Annotated in this window: 19 protein-coding genes and 2 pseudogenes; 11 read left to right on the forward strand and 10 right to left on the reverse strand. The window is 68.6% G+C overall.

The window, feature by feature from the left end; all coding sequences use genetic code 11:
• Positions 1-247: 247 nt before the first annotated feature.
• The 8 genes from mmuM to OIE74_RS08480 form a co-directional block, all read right to left on the reverse strand.
• The gene (gene mmuM / locus OIE74_RS08445; RefSeq protein WP_329380243.1) at positions 248-1,177 is read right to left on the reverse strand and encodes a homocysteine S-methyltransferase; all 930 of its coding nucleotides are present in this window, start codon (positions 1,175-1,177) and stop codon (positions 248-250) included.
• A 33-nt stretch (positions 1,178-1,210) separates the two neighbouring features.
• Positions 1,211-2,137 carry an LLM class F420-dependent oxidoreductase gene (locus OIE74_RS08450; RefSeq protein WP_329380246.1) on the reverse strand — a complete coding sequence of 309 codons (927 nt, stop codon included), beginning with the start codon at positions 2,135-2,137 and terminating at the stop codon, positions 1,211-1,213.
• Between the two features lie 58 nt (positions 2,138-2,195).
• Positions 2,196-2,681: a DUF6099 family protein gene (locus OIE74_RS08455; RefSeq protein WP_329380249.1), complete on the reverse strand. Its 486-nt coding sequence runs from the start codon at positions 2,679-2,681 to the stop codon at positions 2,196-2,198.
• Positions 2,682-2,824: 143 nt separating this feature from the next.
• Positions 2,825-3,202 carry a nucleotide pyrophosphohydrolase gene (locus OIE74_RS08460; protein ID WP_329380252.1) on the reverse strand — a complete coding sequence of 126 codons (378 nt, stop codon included), beginning with the start codon at positions 3,200-3,202 and terminating at the stop codon, positions 2,825-2,827.
• A 72-nt stretch (positions 3,203-3,274) separates the two neighbouring features.
• Positions 3,275-3,679 carry a cell division protein SepF gene (locus tag OIE74_RS08465; RefSeq protein WP_329380255.1) on the reverse strand — a complete coding sequence of 135 codons (405 nt, stop codon included), beginning with the start codon at positions 3,677-3,679 and terminating at the stop codon, positions 3,275-3,277.
• A gap of 122 nt (positions 3,680-3,801) precedes the next feature.
• The gene (locus OIE74_RS08470) at positions 3,802-6,204 is read right to left on the reverse strand and encodes an excinuclease ABC subunit UvrA (protein WP_329380257.1); all 2,403 of its coding nucleotides are present in this window, start codon (positions 6,202-6,204) and stop codon (positions 3,802-3,804) included.
• 133 nt (positions 6,205-6,337) lie between these two features.
• A complete protein-coding gene (locus OIE74_RS08475; protein WP_329380260.1) occupies positions 6,338-7,285 on the reverse strand; it encodes an NAD-dependent epimerase/dehydratase family protein in 948 nt (315 codons plus the stop codon).
• A 44-nt stretch (positions 7,286-7,329) separates the two neighbouring features.
• The gene (locus OIE74_RS08480; protein WP_329380263.1) at positions 7,330-7,779 is read right to left on the reverse strand and encodes an ATP-binding protein; all 450 of its coding nucleotides are present in this window, start codon (positions 7,777-7,779) and stop codon (positions 7,330-7,332) included.
• 167 nt (positions 7,780-7,946) lie between these two features.
• On the opposite strand from OIE74_RS08480, the gene OIE74_RS08485 reads away from it, so the two are divergent.
• Positions 7,947-8,786, forward strand: a complete 840-nt coding sequence (locus OIE74_RS08485; RefSeq protein ID WP_329392211.1) for a helix-turn-helix domain-containing protein — start codon at positions 7,947-7,949, stop codon at positions 8,784-8,786.
• Positions 8,786-9,025, forward strand: a complete 240-nt coding sequence (locus OIE74_RS08490; protein ID WP_329380266.1) for a DUF397 domain-containing protein — start codon at positions 8,786-8,788, stop codon at positions 9,023-9,025. Before OIE74_RS08485 ends, OIE74_RS08490 begins: the two co-directional genes overlap by 1 nt.
• Before the next feature lie 67 nt (positions 9,026-9,092).
• Here the strand turns inward: OIE74_RS08490 and OIE74_RS08495 are convergent, their stop codons facing one another.
• Positions 9,093-9,617: a hypothetical protein gene (locus tag OIE74_RS08495; protein WP_329380268.1), complete on the reverse strand. Its 525-nt coding sequence runs from the start codon at positions 9,615-9,617 to the stop codon at positions 9,093-9,095.
• A gap of 467 nt (positions 9,618-10,084) precedes the next feature.
• Here OIE74_RS08495 and OIE74_RS08500 point away from each other — a divergent pair, with 467 nt between their 5' ends.
• The 4 genes and pseudogenes from OIE74_RS08500 to OIE74_RS08515 all read left to right on the forward strand — a co-directional run.
• A complete protein-coding gene (locus OIE74_RS08500; protein ID WP_329380270.1) occupies positions 10,085-10,675 on the forward strand; it encodes a hypothetical protein in 591 nt (196 codons plus the stop codon).
• Positions 10,676-10,831: 156 nt separating this feature from the next.
• Positions 10,832-12,667, forward strand: coding sequence for a pentapeptide repeat-containing protein (locus OIE74_RS08505; protein ID WP_329380273.1), 1,836 nt, complete (start codon positions 10,832-10,834; stop codon positions 12,665-12,667).
• Positions 12,668-12,898: 231 nt separating this feature from the next.
• Positions 12,899-14,176: a YeeE/YedE family protein gene (locus OIE74_RS08510; protein WP_329380275.1), complete on the forward strand. Its 1,278-nt coding sequence runs from the start codon at positions 12,899-12,901 to the stop codon at positions 14,174-14,176.
• A 304-nt stretch (positions 14,177-14,480) separates the two neighbouring features.
• Positions 14,481-14,649 (forward strand): annotated as a pseudogene (locus OIE74_RS08515) (IS5/IS1182 family transposase); the annotation flags it as partial.
• Positions 14,650-14,795: 146 nt separating this feature from the next.
• Here the strand turns inward: OIE74_RS08515 and OIE74_RS08520 are convergent.
• The gene (locus OIE74_RS08520; RefSeq protein ID WP_329380278.1) at positions 14,796-16,391 is read right to left on the reverse strand and encodes a hypothetical protein; all 1,596 of its coding nucleotides are present in this window, start codon (positions 16,389-16,391) and stop codon (positions 14,796-14,798) included.
• A gap of 404 nt (positions 16,392-16,795) precedes the next feature.
• Here OIE74_RS08520 and OIE74_RS08525 point away from each other — a divergent pair.
• The 5 genes and pseudogenes from OIE74_RS08525 to OIE74_RS08545 all read left to right on the forward strand — a co-directional run.
• A pseudogene (locus OIE74_RS08525) lies at positions 16,796-16,966 on the forward strand (YeeE/YedE family protein); the annotation flags it as partial.
• A 41-nt stretch (positions 16,967-17,007) separates the two neighbouring features.
• Positions 17,008-17,868 carry an alpha/beta fold hydrolase gene (locus tag OIE74_RS08530; RefSeq protein ID WP_329380281.1) on the forward strand — a complete coding sequence of 287 codons (861 nt, stop codon included), beginning with the start codon at positions 17,008-17,010 and terminating at the stop codon, positions 17,866-17,868.
• 53 nt (positions 17,869-17,921) lie between these two features.
• Positions 17,922-18,239, forward strand: a complete 318-nt coding sequence (locus tag OIE74_RS08535; protein WP_329380283.1) for an ArsR/SmtB family transcription factor — start codon at positions 17,922-17,924, stop codon at positions 18,237-18,239.
• Positions 18,236-19,174, forward strand: coding sequence for an SRPBCC family protein (locus OIE74_RS08540; RefSeq protein ID WP_329380285.1), 939 nt, complete (start codon positions 18,236-18,238; stop codon positions 19,172-19,174). The genes OIE74_RS08535 and OIE74_RS08540 overlap by 4 nt, the downstream gene beginning before the upstream one ends.
• 68 nt (positions 19,175-19,242) lie before the next feature.
• Positions 19,243-19,812 (forward strand): hypothetical protein, encoded by a 570-nt coding sequence (locus OIE74_RS08545; protein ID WP_329380288.1) that lies wholly within the window; start codon positions 19,243-19,245, stop codon positions 19,810-19,812.
• Positions 19,813-19,823 lie beyond the last annotated feature (11 nt).

Below are 19,823 nucleotides of genomic sequence, written 5' to 3' on the forward strand. Positions count from 1 at the left end.
TGGGACACCGGCCCCCACCACCGCCTGGACCCTGCGGTGTCCGCGCGAAGCGCGACACTCCGCCCGAGGACCCCACCCGAGCCAAGACCAAGCGGTCAACGGCCGTCCCGCTACGCAACCCGAGCCGGCCCCACCAGGCAGGCCCCACCACCACCAAGGCCGGCCTCCCGATCCTGCCGAGCGAAACAGGCCCCCTTCGCGACCAGCTTCACAAACCCTCCAGCCAATCCGGTACCGGATCGGACGGTCAGCGGTCGTCCCTCTCCGCCCCCAGCCACGCCGCCACCCCCGCGATCTGGGCCGGGCCCACGCGGCAGCAGCCGCCCAGGAGGCGGGCTCCGGCCGCCTGCCAGGCTCGGAGCCGGGTGGCCGGGAGGGGGCCCTCCCCCCTCCCCTCCCCCACCCACCCCTTCGTCGTCGCGTTCCACGTCTCCCCGCTGTTTGGGTAGACCACCACCGGCTTGGCCGTCGTCGAGGCCGCCAGGGGGACCGCCTCGTCCGCGTCCGGCGGGGTGCAGCAGTTCACGCCCGTCGCGATCACCTCGGGCTCGGACGCCGCCAGGGCGAAGGCCTCCATCAGGGGCTGGCCCGCGCGGGTGCGGGTGCCCTTGATCGTGTAGGAGAGCCAGACCGGGACTCCGCAGCCCTTCGCCGCCCGCAGCATCGCCTCCGCCTCGTCGGTGTCCGGGACCGTTTCCAGGGCGAGGACGTCCGGGGCCGCCGCGGCCAGTGTTTCGATCCTTGGGCGGTGGAAGCGTTCCAACTCCCGGACCGACAGCCCGTACCGGCCCCGGTACTCACCGCCGTCCGCGAGCATCGCCCCGTACGGGCCGACCGAGGCGGCCACCCAGATCTCCCGTGCCACCTCCGCTCCCGCCCGCCGGGCCAGCGTCACGCTGTCGGTCAGCAGCCGGGACGCCTGCTCCCGGTCGATGCCCCGGCGGGCGAAGCCCTCGTACGTCGCCTGGTAGCTGCCGGTGATCAGCACCTGGGCGCCGGCCCGGACGTACGCCGCGTGCGCCGCCTCGATCTGGTGCGGGCCGTCGGCCAGGAGCCGCGCCGACCACAGGTCGCCGGAGAGATCGCAGCCCTGCGCCCGGAGTTGGTCGGAGAGACCGCCGTCGAGGACAAGGCTGCCCTCGGCCAGCGCGGCGGCGAGTGTGCGGGCGGGCTTCATGGACACCTCCCTGTCCTCGATCGGCGGACAGGCTCACTCAGCCAGCTGGGACTGGACCTGGGTGGAGAGCAGTTCCAGGTGGTCGAGGTCGTCCAGATCCAGCATCTGGCAGTAGATACGGGACGCGCCGGTCGCCCCGTACCGGCCGATCTTGTCGACGACCTCGGCGGGCGAGCCCGCGAGTCCGTTCGCCTTCAGTTCCTCCACCTCCCGTCCGATGGACGCGGCCCGGCGGGCCACCTCCGCGTCCGTCCTGCCCACGCACGCGACCAGCGCGGTCGAATAGACCAGGTCGTCGGCCTTCCGTCCGGCCTTCTCCGCCGCCTCCCGCACGCGGCCGAACTGCGTCTCGCTGTCACCGATCGAGGCGAACGGGATGTTGAACTCGTCCGCGTACCGCGCGGCGAGGCGCGGCGTGCGCGTCGCGCCGTGTCCGCCGATCAGCATCGGAATCTTGGACTGGGCCGGCTTGGGCAGCGCGGGTGAGTCGGCCAGCTGGTAGTAGGACCCGTCGTACGAGAACTTCTCACCGGGCGGTGTGCTCCACAGCCCCGTGACAATGGCCAGTTGCTCCTCAAGGCGGGCGAACTTCTCCGCGGGGAACGGAATGCCGTACGCCTTGTGCTCTTCCTCGAACCAGCCCGCGCCCAGGCCCAGTTCGATCCGGCCGCCCGACATCTGGTCGACCTGGGCGACCTGGATGGCGAGCACGCCCGGCAGCCGGAAGGTGCCTGCCGTCATGAGGGTGCCGAGCCTGATCCGCTTGGTCTCACGCGCGAGACCGGCAAGTGTGATCCAGGCGTCCGTGGGGCCGGGAAGACCGTCGGCCGCGCCCATACGCAAATAGTGGTCGGAGCGGAAAAAGGCGTCGAAGCCAAGGTCTTCCGTCGCCTTGGCGACGGTCAGCAGCGTCTCGTAGCTGGCCCCTTGCTGGGGCTCGGTGAAGATTCGAAGATCCATGCATCCATCCTGCACCTTCGAACCCCGGTCGGCGGCGCCTCCTCGCCGGGGCGATTCCTCATCCCATCTCCTTCTCCTTCTCCACGTCCCGCTCGCGGATCTCGTCCCGCGCCGTGAGCTGTCGCAGCATTCCGTGCACCCTGTCGTTCGATTCGTCGGCCGCGTCGATCGCCTCGATGCACTGCCAGTACAGCCCCTCCTCGTCCGTCCCGCAGGCCACCGAGACCAGCGCGATCCCCGCCTCGCCGAGGAGCATGCCCAGCCCCGTCAGCGCACTGCGCGCGTCGGTCACCGTTGTCAGCCGCGCCGCCCGTATCCCCCCGGCCCGCAGCGAGGGGTGCTCGGGCAACGCGCCGCCCCGCGCTCCTGTCTCAGCGAGGTCCCGTGCTTCCGTCCGCAGCTCCTTCGGTCCGTACAGAGCCAGTTGATCTCCTATCGCCTGGGCGAGAGCCTGCGCCTGCCAGGCTTCCGCCACGACGTCCAACGCCGCACCGCTCCGGGCCAAGGCAACCCGGCCGGCCGCGATGAGCCTCTCCGCGTCCATTCGCCATCCCCGTCTGTCGAACACCCTGCCCATCTACTCATTACCCAGCGTGAGCTATCGGCAACAGAAAGACCAGAGGAATTCGGAAATCTGTGGACAGGAAGCCAGTTGTGGATAACTCGGCCACTCCATAGAGTGACGAATCAGTCGGAGACAGGCCCGGAGGCAGATCCGGACCCGGCTGCAGACCCGGACCCCGACGCGGGCGGGAAGCGCAGCTCGTTCCGGTCGATCTTCTCGGCGAGCGCGCTGAGCGCGTCGACCCCCAACACGTCGCAGAACTGGAGCAGATACGCCAGCACATCCGCGACCTCGTCCCGCACGCGGTGCGCCGCCCCGGGGTCCTCCATCACCCGCGCCGACTGCTCGGGGGTCAACCACTGGAAGATCTCCAGCAGTTCGGAGGCTTCGACGCTCAGCGCCGCCGCCAGGTTCTTCGGCGTGTGGTACGGCTCCCACTCGCGCGCCGCCGCGAACTCCACGAGTCTGCGCTGCAATCCCTGCACATCCAGTTCCGTCACGGACCCAGATCTATCAGTTCCGCGCGGGCGGAAGGACACGCGGAAGCACAGGCGGACGGACCGGGGTTCTCGTCACGGCTGCTGGGCCGCCGCCGCCGCGATCCCCTCGACCTCGGTGCCGACCGGCGCGAGCAGGAAGACATTGCGCTCGACCCGGTGCATCCCGCTGCCGAGCCCGAAGACGACACCGCTGCTGAAGTCCAGGATGCGCTTGGCCACGTCGGTCTCCGCGCCGGTCAGGTCGAGGAGCACCGGGATCTGCGCGATCAGATGCTCCGCGACCTCACGCGCGTCGGCGAAGACCCGTACCCGCAGGACCACGAACCGCCGCTGCTCGGCGGCGTAGTCCTCCGGGATCGTGCGGTGGTCGACCCGCGAGGGCCATTCGTCGCGGCCCCGCAGCGGGACGACCTCGGCCAGGCCCTCCCACTGCTCGTCGGTGGCGTCGTACCTGTCGTAACCGCCGTATCTGCTCACCGGATCACCCCTTCCGCGCGCTCTGTCTGTAGGCGGCCATCCTCCCGCCCCTCACCCGTTCGGCCCAACAGCGACACGGCCCAGTTACGCAAGGAGCATGGGAAGGCCGGTGGGAAGCCCGGTCAGGCGCCGACGTACGCCGCGAGGTGTTCGCCGGTAAGAGTGGAGCGGTCCGCCACCAGGTCGGCGGGGGTTCCCTCGAAGACGATCCGGCCGCCGTCATGTCCCGCGCCGGGGCCGAGGTCGATGATCCAGTCGGCGTGCGCCATCACCGCCTGGTGGTGTTCGACCACGATGACCGACTTGCCGGACTCGACAAGCCGGTCGAGCAGCCCGAGCAGTTGCTCGACATCGGCGAGGTGCAGCCCGGCGGTCGGTTCGTCCAGTACGTAGACGCCGCCCTTGTCCGCCATGTGCGTGGCCAGCTTGAGCCGCTGCCGCTCGCCGCCGGACAGGGTGGTGAGCGGCTGGCCGATGGTGAGGTAGCCGAGCCCGACGTCGTCCAGCCGGCCGAGCACGCGGTGCGCGGCCGGTGTGTGCGCCTCGCCCGCGCCGAAGAACTCCTCGGCCTGGGCGACCGACATGGCGAGCACCTCGCTGATGTCGCGCCCGCCGAGGTGGTTGTCGAGCACCGACGCCTGGAACCGCTTGCCCTCGCACTCCTCGCAGACGGTGGCGACGCCCGCCATCATCCCGAGGTCGGTGTAGATGACGCCGGCGCCGTTGCAATTGGGGCAGGCACCCTCGGAGTTGGCGCTGAACAGGGCCGGTTTCACGCCGTTGGCCTTGGCGAACGCCTTGCGGATCGGGTCGAGCAGTCCGGTGTACGTCGCGGGGTTGCTCCGTCGCGAGCCGCGGATCGGGCCCTGCCCGACCGACACCACACCCGGGTCGCCCACACCCCCCGCACCCGCACCCGCCACCAACGACCCGTGCACCAGCGAGCTCTTGCCGGACCCCGCGACACCGGTGACGACGGTCAGCACCCCGAGCGGGATGTCGACATCGACGGAGCGCAGATTGTGCGTGGTCGCCCCGCGGATCTCCAGCGCGCCGGTGGGCTTGCGCACCGTCTCCTTGAGTACGGCCCGGTCGTCGAAGTGCCGGCCGGTGACGGTCCCCGCACCCCGCAGCCCCTCCACCGTCCCCTCGAAGCAGACGGTGCCGCCCTCCGAACCGGCGCCAGGACCCAGGTCCACCACATGGTCGGCGATCGCGATCGTCTCCGGCTTGTGCTCCACGACGAGCACGGTGTTGCCCTTGTCGCGCAGCCGCAGCAGCAGGTCGTTCATCCGGCTGATGTCGTGCGGGTGCAGCCCGATCGTCGGCTCGTCGAAGACGTAGGTGACATCGGTGAGCGAGGAGCCGAGATGGCGGATCATCTTGACGCGCTGCGCCTCGCCGCCCGACAGGGTGCCCGACGCCCGGTCGAGGCCGAGATAGCCGAGCCCGATCTCCACGAACGAGTCGAGCGTCCCGCCCAGCGACTGAAGCAGCGGCGCGACCGACGGCTCGTCCAGGGCGCGTACCCACTCGGCGAGGTCGCTGATCTGCATCGCGCACGCGTCGGCGATGCTGATGCCCCCGATCTTCGAGGATCTGGCCTCCTCGCTGAGCCGGGTGCCTTCGCACTCGGGGCAGGTGGTGAAGGTGACCGCCCGGTCCACGAAATCCCGGATGTGCGGCTGCATCGACTCCCGGTCCTTGGAGAGGAACGACTTCTGGATCTTGGGGATCAGTCCCTCGAAGGTGAGGTTCACGCCCTCGACCTTGACCTTGGTCGGCTCCCGGTAGAGGAAGTCCTGCATCTCCTTCTTCGTGAACTTACGGATCGGTTTGTGCGGATCGAGGAGCCCAGACTCCGCGTAGACGCGCACGGTGAAGAAGCTGTCCGACTTCCAGCCGGGGATGGTGAACGCGCCCTCGGCGAGCGACTTGCTGTCGTCGTAGAGCTGGGCGAGATCGATGTCCGACACCGATCCCCGCCCCTCGCAGCGGGTGCACATGCCGCCGGTGCGGTTGAAGGTCGCTTTCACGGTCTTGCGGTTGCCGCGTTCGACCGTGATCGCGCCACTCGCCCGCACGGAGGCGACGTTGAAGGCGAACGCGCCTGGCGAGCCGATGTGCGGCTTGCCGAGCCGGCTGAAGAGGATGCGGAGCATCGCGTTGGCGTCGGTGGCGGTGCCGACCGTGGAGCGCGGGTCGGAGCCCATCCGCTGCTGGTCGACGATGATCGCCGTCGTCAGCCCTTCCAGTACGTCGACCTCGGGCCTGGCCTGCGTCGGCATGAAGCCCTGTACGAAGGTGCTGTACGTCTCGTTGATCAGCCGCTGCGACTCGGCGGCGACGGTGCCGAACACGAGGGAGCTCTTGCCCGAACCCGAGACGCCGGTGAACACCGTCAGCTGCCGTTTCGGGATCTCGACGCTGACGTCCTTGAGGTTGTTCACCCGCGCGCCGTGGACGCGGATCACCCCGTGGCCGCCGACGGCGGGCCGCGCGCCCGTCCCCGTCTTCCTGTTCATCGTCGCTCCGTCCGTGAGGCGGGTTCGTCCATGTCCCCTCACGCTAGTGCGGCCGGTTGACCGGCGCTTCTCCGATCCTGATCGGTGTGCGGACGGCGCGGCGTGCGGCCGGCTACGCGCTGGACGGTCTGCGCTACACGCCGTGACCCCCGGCGGTGGCCATGTCGGCCGCCAGACCTTCCCGGTATCCCGGAAAACGCGGTGTCCAGTCCAGCTCCGTACGCGCCCGCTCGTTGGAGATCCGCACGTTGACGCGGGTCATCACCTGGGCGATGTACGGCGCGGCGAGCCGGATCAGTCCGGCGGGGAGAACGATCGGCCTGGGAGTACGGGTCGTACGGGCGATCTCCTCCATCAACTCGCGCCACGTGGCCGGGGTGTTGTCCACGACGTTGTAGACCCGGCCCCCGACTCCCCGCTCCAGCGCGGCGACAGTGGCTGACGCCGCGTCCTTGTGGTGGACCAGCGCGAGCGTCCCCGCGCGCCCGAGCGGCACCGGCAGCCGGCGCCTGCTCATCATCGCGGCGAAGACCTCGATGTCGCCTCCGTAGAAGAGCCCGTAGCGCAGGGCGATGCCCGCGATCTCGGGCCCGGCACCGAGCACCTGGTCCTCGGTGGACTTCAGCGCCGCGAGAACGGGGTCCGTCTTGGCGCCCGTGGGTACGGCGAACGGCGCGTCCTCGGTAAGAGGCTCGGGCCCCAGGTCACGGAAGCCGTACCCGAGGAACATCGACTGCGTCAGGAAGCGCGTCGCGCCCATCTGCCGCGCCGCGTCCAGCAGGTTACGGGTCCCCTCCACCCGGAGCCGGTTGGTCGGCTCCAGGTCGGCATAGCGCAGGGGTGCCTTGGTCAGCGCGGTGAGTTCATGGACGACCGCGTCGGCGCTCAGTCCCTCCAGGGCGGCGAGCAGCGCGCTCCGGTCGAGCACATCGGCCAGCACGGCGGTCGCACCACCCTGCCTGAGCCGCTCGGCCGCCTGCGGGAAGCGGGTGACGGCGATGACGTGATGCCCCGCCGCCATGAGCTGGGGTACGAGGAAGTGGCCGAGGGTGCCGGAGGCTCCGGCGAGGAGAACTTTCATGGCTCCTCCTTGAGCCGCCTCGATCTTTGTTCCACGGTAGTGCCTCAGGCTCCCTCGTGCGAAGCCGGCACGTACGCCCACACGGTCTTGCCCGGCCCCGTCCGCCCGCTGACCCCCCACTGCAAGGCGACGGCGTCCACGAGGACGAGCCCCCGGCCGTGCTCGCCGTCGGCGGCGACGCCCCGCGGAGCGCGCATCGGCATCGCGCCGTGGGTGTCGCTCACCTCGATCCGTACGAGGTCCTTGGCCGTGTTGTACGCCAGCCGCAACGCGAAGTCCCGCCCCGGCACCCGCCCATGGAGCACGGCGTTCGCCGCCAGCTCGGCGACCACGAGGACGGCGGCGTCGGACGGCTCGGACCCGTACGGAATACCCCACGCGTCGAGCTGCTGCGTCGCGAGCCTCCGCGCGAGCCGCGCGCCGCGCCGGGTGGCGGAGAACCGCTGGTTGAACACACGTACGGTGACGGCCTCTTGGGCCTGGAGGGATGGCATATGCCCAGCGTCCGGGCCGGATTGGGCGGTTTACCAGGGACTACGCCAGTACACCTGCCCGCTGTACTGGTTGACCGTCTGGACTGGGTGAGTAACTACCAGTGATGCTGGACCAGTTGTGCGGGGTACGCATCGAGCCGAGCAGGGCCCAGGGAGAGGCGAACGGTATGACGGCGGTCGGCAGTGGCATGAGCAGTGAACCCGAGACGTCGGACAGTCTCAAGACCTTCGGCTCTGTGTTGAAGGCGCTGCGGGAGGAAGACGGCCTGACCCAGGAGGAGTTCGCGCATCTGGTGCAGTACTCGGTGCACTACATCGCCAAGATCGAACAGGGAAGGCGATTCCCGCCGAAGGACCTGCCGAACCGGGCGGGAGCGGTGCTGGATCCACCCGCGAAGCGAATCATCGAAGCCGCGTTCAAGACCCTCACCAAGGGTGCGGGGCTGGCTTCGTGGTTCAAGAAGTGGGCGATCATCGAGGAGACGGCGATCTCGCTGTACGCGTACGAGTGCCGGGCGATTCCGGGGCTGTTGCAGCCGGAGGCGTACGTCAGAGCGCTCTTCGAGCGGAGGCTGCCGCCGCTGACCGAGGAGGAGCTGGAACAGAAGGTAGCGGCCCGCCTGGAACGTCAACGGCTCCTGACGGAACGGCCCAACACCTCCTTCAGCTTCATCATCGAACAGGCGCTCCTGGAGAGGATGTTGGGGGGCCAAGAGGTCACCAACGCGGTCGTTGACCGGCTACTCGAAGCGGGCGCTCGACGCAACGTGGAGATCCAACTCATGCCTCTGCGCCAGGAGGATCACAGCGGTTCCGGCGGCCAGATGTACCTTGCGGAGACGCCCGATCACCAATGGATCGGATACGTCGAAGGCCACGACAGCAGCACCCTGCTGAGGGATCCGAAACTGGCGAGTTCCATGCTCCAGCGCTATGGGAAGATGCGGTCACAGGCCCTGAGCCGTCAGGCCACCGCGAGCCTGCTGGAGCAGATGCGAGGAGCGTAATGAGCACCACTGAACTGACCTGGTTCAAGAGCAGCTACAGCAGCGACGGCGGTGACAACTGCCTTGAAGTCGCCTGGTCGAAGAGCAGCTACAGCAGCGGCGACGGCGACAACTGCGTCGAGGTCGCCGCTCAGCCCGACGCCGTCCTCGTGCGGGACTCCAAGGACCCCCGCATCGGCCGGCTCACCCTTGCCCCCACCGCCTGGGCCGCGTTCACCGCCCACATCGCCACGCGCTGACGCGGCTGACGCGCTGACGGGGCGGCCCGAGCGTTCTCGGGCCACCCCACCCGCGTCAGACGCGCGTTCAGCACATCTTCTGGGTGGCCGCCTGGCCCGCGAGCGGGTCGCCCGCCCTGCGCAGGGAGCCGACCGCCGCCGTGCAGTCCTTCACCGTGTCCGCGCCGCCCGACCAGAACTCCTGGCCATTGTGGTCGGTCCACGCCTTCCCGCCGAAGAAGTCGTCCTGGCTGTAGCTGTAGACGGCGACGCTCACGTCGTAGTCCTTGTTGACGTTACGGAATGAATCCCAGACCCAGAGATATCCGTAATTCTCGTTGCACGTCTTCGAGTAGAACTGCTTGACCGACGCGATGTGCGCACCGGCCCTGTCGATGTAGGCTGTTTTTCCGACCTGGTACGCGTCGGCGCAGACTCCCGCCACCCGTGCTTTCGCGCTCGCCGGGTTTCCCGCCTCACTGGGGGCGGTCGACTTCGCCTTGGCGGACTTGGACGGCTGCGGTGCCGGACCGTCGCCCGCGACCGCCGCGCCCGCAGGGATCAGGGCGAATGCGCAGGCCGCGGCCACGACCGCGCGCTTGGTGTAGCGCATAGGAACACCTCTCTCTGAGCAAAAGGGCGCGGTAAACCCACGGGCCCGCCAGTGGCGGCTACCGCTCGGTTATCGGGCCCGATGCCGGCTGCTGGAATTACTTCCGAACACCTAGGCAGACAACGGATCTTGACCGAGGGTTGCACGATTCCCCGGTTTTATTTCGGGCGGGTAAACGGAATTCGCGCCTCGGCTCCATTTCAACCTCAGGAGACACATGACAACCGACAACAACGCGTTCACCGGCAGCCGTCGCCGGCCGTGGCACGCGCTCCCTTCCTCCGTACGAGCCGGCATCGAGGACGTGCTCGGGGGGCGGGTGGTGGCGGCCAGGAGCCAGCCGGGCGGGTTCTCCGACGGGCTCGCGGCGCGGCTGGAGTTGGCGGACGGGCGAAAGGTGTTCGCCAAGGCCGTGGACCCGGGGGCGGCGCCGGGGGGTGGCGGCGTTCCACCGGCGGGAGGTGGTGGTGAACGGGGCGCTGCCGCACGGGGCTCCCGTACCGAGGCTGTTGGGGTCGTACGACGATCTGGGGTGGGTGGCGCTGGGCTTCGAGGACATCGAGGGGGCGTTGCCCGTACAGCCGTGGCGGGAGGACGAGTTGGAGCGGGTGCTCCACGCGTTGACCGACCTTGCGGAGTCTCTGACTCCTTCACCGGGGCTCAACTGCCGCGACGTGTCTCCCCGGTTGGGGGGTTGGGGGCGACGGGTGGACAGCCCTCGGTCGCTGGCGAAGTTGGGGGTGGTCGCACCGGATGCGGCGCGGGAGTTGGACCGGCATCTCGCCTGGACCGGGCCCGTGTACGCGGATCTGGTGATGCTGCTCGGCAGCGTGGCGCTGAGCGGGCTCGACCCGGAGCGGTACGCCACGCGACATCCTCTGTTGCGGGGTGTCGATCCGGCGGCGGTGGACGTGCTCATCTCGGCACAGGCGGGGTTTCTGCTGGCGGCGGCGTGCTCGATGGACTCGGCGGATCCGGGGGTGGATCCGAGGCTGGAGCACGCGATGACGGGCCTGGGGCTCGCGTCGCTGCGGGGTGGACGTCGGTCCCAGGGGTGACTGTGCGCTGGGGCAACCGAGTTGACTGTCGGAAACGTCTGGTGGGACATGGCGACCACTGGCACACCGTCCCCCTCACCCATCCCACCGCGCTGGCCGCATTGCGCCCACGGTGCGGATCCGGTCGGTGACCCGGTTGGCTGCCGTGGCCGGCGCGTGGAGCCGTACGACGGGTGTCTGGCCCACCTCACGGACGCCGACCGAGACGGCTACCTGAGCACACTGGGGCCAGGTAGCGACCTCGATCACCGGGGCACCCAGATCTCAGAGACGCTGCTGGAGCAACTCCTGGACGCGGTCCGCGACCCTCTCAGTCAGAAGCCCCGCCTTGGCGAGATCTCATTCGTTGACGCGAAGTTCACCGGCAGCGCCAACTTCGGCGGGACGAAGTTCACCGGTGATGCGAACTTCAGCGGGGCGAAGTTCTCCGACAACGCCAACTTTATCCTGGCGAAGTTCTCCAACCACGCCAGGTTCGACGAGGCGTCGTTCTCCGACAACACCAACTTCGACATGGCCGTGTTCTCCAACCACGCCAGGTTCGACGGGGCAAAGTTCTCCGGGTACGCCAACTTCGGCAGGGCGAAGTTCACCGGCAGCGCCAACTTCGGGGGGGCAGTGTTCTCCCACAACGCCGGGTTCAGCGGGGCGAAGTTCACCGGCGATGCGAACTTCAGCGGGGCGAAGTTCTCCGTCAGCGCCGTGTTCAACGGGGTGAAGTTCTCCAGGTATGCCAGGTTCCTGGGGGCAAAGTTCTCCGGCTACGCCAACTTCGCTTGGGCAGTGTTCTCCGACAACGCCACATTCGCCAGGGCGAAGTTTTCCAGCGACGCTGACTTCAGCGGGGCAGTGTTCTCCGACAACGCCGAGTTCAGCGGGGCGGAGTTCGAGACGGCTTCGGAATTGGGTCCTCTCGTCTGCTGGCATGTCCTCAGCCTGCGCGGAGCACGGTTTGCCGGCCCCGTAACCATCGAAGCGGCAGCGGCCCGGCTCGATTGCCGGCGGACGCGGTGGGAGTCCACCGCCGCTCTGCGGCTGCGGTACGCGTCCGTCGACCTGAGCGATGCGGTGGTCGAGTATCCGGTGAGTGTCACCGCCCGGAAGACCCCCTTCCCCAGGGAACTCAGCCGCGTCGCCTTGGAGGAAGGGGCACTGGCCACCGGCGATGCAGGCGTGCGCGTCGTGTCCCTGCAAGGCATGGACGCCGCACACCTCGTGCTGAACAACGTCGACCTCAGCGAATGCGTATTCACCGGCACCGTGCACTTGGACCAACTGCGGCTGGAGGGCGAGTGCCCCCTCGCACCCACCCCCTCCGGGCTTCGCCAGCGGGGGCCGTTTCCCGTGCGGTGGACCGCGCGGCGCACGCTGGCCGAGGAACAGTACTGGCGCACTAGCCGAGGTTGGCCGGGGTGGGAGGCCGCGCCGGGTGGGGTGGAGGTCGTCGGGCCGGCGGCTCTCGCTCCCGTGTACCGGCAGTTGCGGAAGTCCTTCGAGGACGGCAGGAACGAGCCCGACGCCGCGGACTTCTACTACGGCGAGATGGAGATGCGTCGCCACGACCGCCAACGGCCCCGCGCCGAGCGGATGTTGCTCGCCCTGTACTGGGCGGTGTCCGGGTACAGCCTGCGGGCCTCCCGCGCACTGGGTTGGCTTCTCGGTGCCATGGCCGCCACCGTGCTGGTCATGATGCTGTGGGGGTTGCCCAAGGACGACCCGAAGCCCGCCACCACCGGACGGCTGTCGGGACAGGACATCGCCCTGACCACGGACACTCCCGACCCGGCCAACCCCACCGGCTCTCTCCGCTCCCGGCTCACCTCCGAGCGGTGGGAGAAGTCCGCGCGGGTCGTGGTCAACTCGGTCGTCTTCCGCTCCTCCGGCCAGAACCTCACCACCACCGGTACGTACACCGAAATGGCCTCCCGGGTGGCCGAACCGGTACTCCTCGGTCTCGCCGTCCTTGCCGTACGCAGCCGGGTCAAGCGGTAGCTGCGCACGCCCCCGTCATGCCGGATCATGGACGCACCGTCCGGTCCGTGAGATACGTGTGCACGGAATCGAATACCCGCGCTAGTCTCCCCGCCATGTCCGCACCCGCCCGCTTCCTCTGTCTCGCGTGCTTCGCGAACTCGGTCTGGTGCGTCGACGACAACCTCTGTTGTTCCTGAGTCGAGCCCCCGCGCCCCGCCACCGCCGACCACCCGACTCCGGAGAACTGTCGTGACCACCACCGCTCCCCCGCGCCGGACCAGCCCCGCCGCGCTGCTCGTCCCCTCCCCGACCTCCTCCCCCGCCCCCGAGGCCGAGCCCGCGCCTCCGGTACGGCGCGTGCCGCTCGCGATATCCGGGCTGCTGGCCGTCGCACTGACCGCGTACGTGTGGTCGACGCACGGCGCCAAGCCCGGAACGCTCCTGCTGCTCGGGCTCGGTCTGGGCCTGGCGCTCTTCCACTCGCGGTTCGGATTCACCTCCGCCTGGCGGCAGTTGGTGGCTGTCGGCAACGGGCAGGGGCTGCGCGCCCATGCCCTGCTCCTCGGCACCACCGCCACCCTCTTCGCGCTGATCATCGGCAGCGGGACGGGGCTCTTCGGCTCCGTGCCCGCGCCGTCGGCCGGGCCGCTCGGCGTCGGGCTGCTCGTCGGGGCGTTCGTCTTCGCCATCGGGATGCAGCTCGGGGGCGCGTGCGCGTCGGGGACGCTGTTCGCCGTGGGGGCGGGGCAGTCGTCCATCGTTCTGACGCTCGGTGGTTTCATCGTCGGATCGACCGTGGCCGCCTGGCAGTTCGACCTGTGGAAGGACCTGCCCGCGCTCGACCCGGTCCTTCTGTCCGACCACGTCGGCTGGTTCGGCTCGTGGGCGGTGACCATCGCCGTACTGGGCCTCATCGTGCTGGTCAGCCGCCGCGTACAGGCGCGCCGTACCCCGCCGCCGATCAGCACCCCGCCGAGCGCCAAGGGCGCGGCGCGCGTGCTGCGCGGATCATGGCCACTGGCCGCCGGCGCGCTGGCGCTGGCCGTGCTGGGCGCCGGGGTGCTGCTGGTGTCCGGCGGTCCTTGGGGTGTCACCAGCGCGTTCAGCCTGTGGGGCTCGCGGGTGGTCGACGCGCTCGGCGGCAACCCCGCCAACTGGTCGTTCTGGCAGCAGCCGGGCAACGCGGAGATGTTCGCGGGGCCCGTACTGAAGGACAAGAACAGCCTGACCGACATCGGCATCATGATCGGCGCCGCTGTCGCCGCCTCGCTCGGCGGGACGTGGGCGCTGCACCGGGGCATCCCCGGCCGCACCGCCGTGGCCGCGGTACTCGGCGGCGTACTGATGGGGATCGGCGCGCGGCTGGCGGGCGGCTGCAACATCGGCGCGTACCTCGCGGGCATCGCGTCGGGCAGCCTCCACGGCTGGATCTGGGGCGCGACCGCCCTGCTCGGCACATGGGCGGGGATACGGCTGCGCCCGCTGTTCGCGCTGGGCAACCCCAAGCCGGGGGACGGGATCTGCTGAGGGCAGGGGCGGAACGCGCCGTTCAGGAGGGGAACGGGTCGGCGTAGGGGGCGTCTTGGCACGCTGCGCGGGTCGACGGCCGGCGAAGGGCCCGCCGGGATCCCGAATCTCGCTGCTGGGCCTGGCGGCAACTGCGCTCAGTCAAACGAGCGCGGGGACGAGTCGTCCCGCCGGATCCGATGCCGCTACGCCTTTTGGACCGGGTGGCAGGGGAGGCTGAGCGTTGACCCATCCAGGCGGATTTGGAACGACTGTGGTGAGTGACCATCGAACATGAGGTGAAGCTCAGCAAACGAGAGCACACCTCACGCCCACCCAACAAACGGTCAACCACGCGCTCTCGGCAGGGCGGGCGCCAGGGGAAGGGCATTGTCCGTCCGGGGTGGGCCTGGGCCAACTTCCACGGATCTCTGTGCAGCCCAAATCGAATGACGTCAATAGCCGCAACCGTCCTCACCCTGGAGCGGCAACGCCGACGAGAGCACCAGCCTGCGGCCGATACCGAACTCGCCCGCCACGCGCAACGTCTTCGCCCCGGACGGCGTGCACGATCTTGCGGATTCGACCGCGCGTCGCGCGGCAGCAGCGGCCGAATCGGCTTCTCCCGGAGTAACCGCTATTACTTCTTCTTTCTTTTACCGCTTTTAGTTCCATACCCCTCATAGCTCCGATTCTTGCCGCTACTTTCACGCCTCTCATCGGTCCGATGCTCACCCGTCCCCAAGTTGGCGTAATACGCCTGACCCCTCGACCCCGAAACAGCGGTATGCGCCTCACCCGCATGCGCCTCATCAGTCACCGTCAAGTCGGCAAAATCTCCCTCCAAGGGAGATATCCGTTCGGTGTCATGATGATTCAGGGGCCAGGCCCTCCTATCCTCTGAAAACGCAACGTTTGCAAACTGGACGCCCGAAAGAGGGTAAGACGCCTGACCCGTCGACCCCGAATCAGCGTAATACGCCTGACCCGTCGACCCCGAATCAGCGTAATACGCCTGATCCGTCGACCCCGAAGGAACAGAATTCGCCCGACCCGTCGACCCCGAAGCAGCGTAAGACGCCTGATCCGTCGGCCCCGAAGCAGCGGAAACACTTCTACTCCGCATTTCGATGCTTCCATCACGAATGGCTTTTATGAGCTGCAATTTGTCGCCCACTGAGTGACGCAGAACCTGCTGGTACTCCACATTCCTGTAGATATCATTATCTTGAATGGACATCTTCCTCAGGCCCCTGTGAGCTTTACGGGCAGCACCCAATCTATCCCTTTCGTTCTTTTTGATTCCTTTCAAAAGATCTACGTCACCCGGGACAATTGCATTCCTGCGTGGCAGCAGGATGGCAACATTCTTATCGCCAACGGCAGTCACGAACTCGTCGATCGACGCCTTCCTATTCTCTTTCTCGTACCATATTTGCTGGCGTTGCGCAAAACCAGTGCCCGGAGAGGGAATTTTCCCGAAAGAAGCCACGGAGTGAACGTGAAAAGTTTTGCCGTCCACTAGAGTCCACCTTTCCGGTGGCTGGCTTGGGTCATCGATGTTCTCAATTTGGACATGCAGTTCATTCACCAGCCCCTTTTTGATCATTTCCGCCAAAGTGGGTACCTCATGATTTGCCATTACACTTCCATCGGTCCTCCCTTCAAGCATAAATGCTTCCACGCACGACCGCGCGCCTCTCACAAACCCAGTGGACATACCCGTCCAGAGGTAGCCCGTCACCAGAGCATCAGACCATTTTTTGACGCCATTACTTCTTTTATTTTGGGGCTCAGCGGCGGCAATTTCTTCCAGAGCAACGAGTCCTCTCTTCTTAGTTTCTTCCAACACCCACTTGGTGTCCGTCTTACTCCACAGAGCCTTACGGTGACTGGCCTTGTCAGCAGCCTCGTTCAAATCCTCCCAATACTTGGAATGTGTGTCATTACTATAATATTTCCTATTATCCTTGAACCACTTCGCCGGAACGTCCAGCATTCGCATAGCATTAAATTCATCAACAAGCCCGCCGGCCGCCCATTCACTCCTTTCCACGTCAGCAGCAATTCCAGCATTTAGATTTTGTCCGGTCTCCCACAATACTTGATAATAATTTTTGAGTGCCTCCATGAGGTATTCATTTGTCCCCATGTTGTATTCTACTTGATAGGTATACATCGCCGCGTCACGGTCTACAACGAATTGATCTTCATTGAAAGGTAGATCTTCTGGCATTTCTCCTCCTTATGATCGCACTTCATGCGATCATTACTTGCCGGTGCGCATCCGATACCAGTCGCGCTCTCGGCGTGAATCACTCTGCGAGGAAGCCGCTTCCGCGGGCGACTTCGCAGACATCAACGGACTCGGCAACGGATCGGTTCACCACCGGATCCAGAACGTGCCGATGAAGCCGCGCGCGGCATGCGGCTGGTGGCGTACGGCCGCTCCGGTTACGGGGGTTCGAGCCCGCTGCCGGGCCGCCTGGCAGGCATCGCGTCGTACACGGAGAGCTTCGACTGGTACGAGGGGACGGTGGGCCCCGGCGGTCTGCGCCGCCGCCCACGGGCGCGAGGGCGCGTGAACTCTACGCGGCGACGGGCGAGTTCGACCCCGCGAGATGCGTGTCCGCCGACTTCGCGGCGCAGGCGGGCGGCTGCGACATCGGCGCGTACCTCGCGGGCATCGCGTCGGGCAGTCCGCACGGCCGGATCCGGGGTGCCACCGCCCTGCTCGGCACCTGGGCCGGGATACGGCTGCGCCCGCTGTTCGCGCTGGGCAACCCCAAGCCCGGCGACGGGATCTGCTGAGTCGGCCGGGCCGGCCGGGCCCCGCGCCGTAGGCTGAGACGGTGGTCATCGAACAGAACGTGAACCTGAGCGACGGGCGCACCCTGCGGACGTACGACAGCGGTGGAGGTGCCGACAGGCGGGGTGCCGACGGGCACGTGCCGACGCTTGTCTGGCATCACGGCTCGCCGCAGACCGGCGCCCCACTGGAGCCGCTGCTCAGCGCCGCCGCGGCGCGCGGTATCCGGCTGGTGTCGTACGGCCGCCCCAGCTACGGGGGTTCGAGCCCGCTGCCGGGCCGGAACGTGGCAGCGGCGGCGGACGACGTGGCCGGGATCGCGGACGCGCTCGGCCTGGGGCCGTTCGCGGTGATGGGGGCGTCGGGGGGCGGGCCGCACGCGCTGGCGTGTGCCGCGCTGCTGCCGGACCGGGTGACGGGAGCCGTCTGTTTCGCGGGGCTGGCGCCGTACACGGACGACTTCGACTGGTACGAGGGCATGGTGTCGCGCGGCGGTCTGCGGGCCGCCGCCGACGGGCGCGAGGCCCGCGAACTGTACGCGGCGACGGACGAGTTCGACCCCGTGAGCTTCACTTCCGCCGACTTCGCCGCGCTGGAGGGCGCGTGGAAGTCGCTGGGCGCCGACGCGGTGAAGGCGGGGCAGGCGGGGCCGGACGGACTGATCGACGACGATGTGGCCTTCGCGACCGCGTGGGGCTTCGACCTGGGGGAGGTGGACGCGCCCGTACTGCTCGTGCAGGGCAGCCTCGACCGGGTCGTACCGGCCGCGCACGCCGGGTGGCTGCTCGCCGGGCTCCCCCGGGCGGAGCTGTGGGTACGGCCCGAGGACGGGCATGTCTCGGTTCTCGACGCGTGTCCGGCGGCAATGGACTGGCTGATGGCGCTGGATACGCCGCTTGCATAGCCACTCGGTTATATGGCGTTGCGGTTATATAGCCGAGTGGGTATGGTCGAGGTATGCCCATACCGTTCGACGTGCTCGCGGAGCCCAGCAGGCGCAAGATCCTCGATCTGCTCCTGGAGCGACCGCATCTGGTCGGTGAGCTGACCGACCGGCTCGGCCTGAGCCAGCCCGGGACGTCCAAGCATCTGCGGGTGCTGAGGGACGCGGGGCTGGTGCGGGTCCGGCAGGAGGCCCAGCGCCGGTGGTACGAACTGACGCCGGAGCCGCTGGCCGAACTCGACGCCTGGCTCGCGCACTACCGGCATCTGTGGACCGGGAGTCTCGACGCGCTCGAACGGCATCTCGACGCGATGGAGGACGACTCCTCATGACTCCGCACACCGACGGTCCCGGCGGTCCCGATGGCCCGCACAACCGGCAGGGCACGCAAGGCCCGCAGGGCTTCTCCTCCCTCTCCCACGCCGGCGACGGGCTGACGGCGCTGCGCATGGAGCGACGGCTCGCGCATCCGCCGCGGCGGGTCTGGGAGGCGATCACGCGGCCCGAGCACCTCGCGCGGTGGTTTCCCTCCGAGGTGAGCGTCGATCCGCGGCCGGGCGGCGAGATCGGCTTCCACTTCCCCGGCGACTCCGGCCCCGGCATGACCGGGCAGGTCACCGACGCCGACGAGCCGCGTCTCTTCGCCTTCACGTGGGGCGAGGACCATCTGAGCTGGGAGATCACCCCTGACGGGGACGGATCGCTGCTCGTGCTCGTACACACCTTCGGCGACCGGTTCGGGGCGGCGAGCTTCGCGTCCGGCTGGCAGGTCTGCGTCACCGCGCTGGGGCAGGTGCTGGACGGCGGCCCCATCGATGTCGAGCAGGACACGCGCGGGGCGCTGCACGAGGCGTATCTGGCCCGGTTCGACGAGCTGACCCGGGGCCGGGCCGAGGAGACCGGGGGCGGCGGGCGACTGGTGCGGTTCGAGCGCCAGCTCGTACGGCCCGCCGGGACGGTCTGGGCCCAACTGACGGGCGGCGCCGAGCCGTTGACCGGTTCACCGGTGCCTGCGGGCTTCACCGCGGACAAGGTCCCGGCGGGCCCGGTCACGGCCGTACGCGCACCGGAACTCCTCTCGTACGCCTGGCATCCCGAGGGCGAGGTCCGCTGGGAGCTGCGCCCGGGGACTGGACACGGGCCCCGGCTGGTGCTCACCCAGACCGGGCCGCGCGACTTCGACACGGACGCGGCGCTGGCGGCGTGGCGGGTGCACGTGGAGGAACTGGCGGCGGAACTGATGGAGACACCGGAAGCCGGGACCTGAGGCGGGTCCGCAAGGGAGCGTCGTCCGCCCGTGCCCGGCTGTCGGCTCGTGGCGGGTACCTTGAGACGGTGATTGTCCAGGCACGGAAGTCGCGCGGTGGCCGCGCGGAGCCGGCGTCGGCGAACTCGCGGGTGCGGCAGACGGGTTGGGGAGTTCGGCAGCGTGCCGCGGGGGTGCTGTCGGCGCTGCTCCTCGGCGTCGTCACGCTGGTATCTCCCGCACCGGCCGCAGCGGTGGGCGCCACGAACGCCGGCGCCGCGGCAACTCCCGTCCAGCGGACACTCCCCCAGCAGGCCGACCGGCCGACGCGCTCCGAACGCTCCGAGCGGTCCCGCGAGTTCCGGCGGGACTCGCCCCGCGCCGCCCACAGTTACGCGGGCGCGCCGACCCGGGCGGCCTCCACCGGTCTCCGGACACCCGAGCACACCCGGCAGCAGCACGCGCCGCAGGACGACACGGGCGTCCTGCCGTTCACCACGGGACTTCCCCTCCCCCGCGCCGTCGTGGACTGCCGCGTACGTCCCGGCGCCACCGCACCGGCGGCCCAGCCCTCCGGACTGCCCGACGTCCGCGGGCCTCCCTCCGGGAGCAGTCATCCGCACTGTCCCCTTTCCGCGCCCACGCACCGCCCCCGGTAGAGCCGGGCGGG

Source organism: Streptomyces sp. NBC_01716 (assembly GCF_036248275.1).
Taxonomy (GTDB): Bacteria; Actinomycetota; Actinomycetes; order Streptomycetales; family Streptomycetaceae; genus Streptomyces.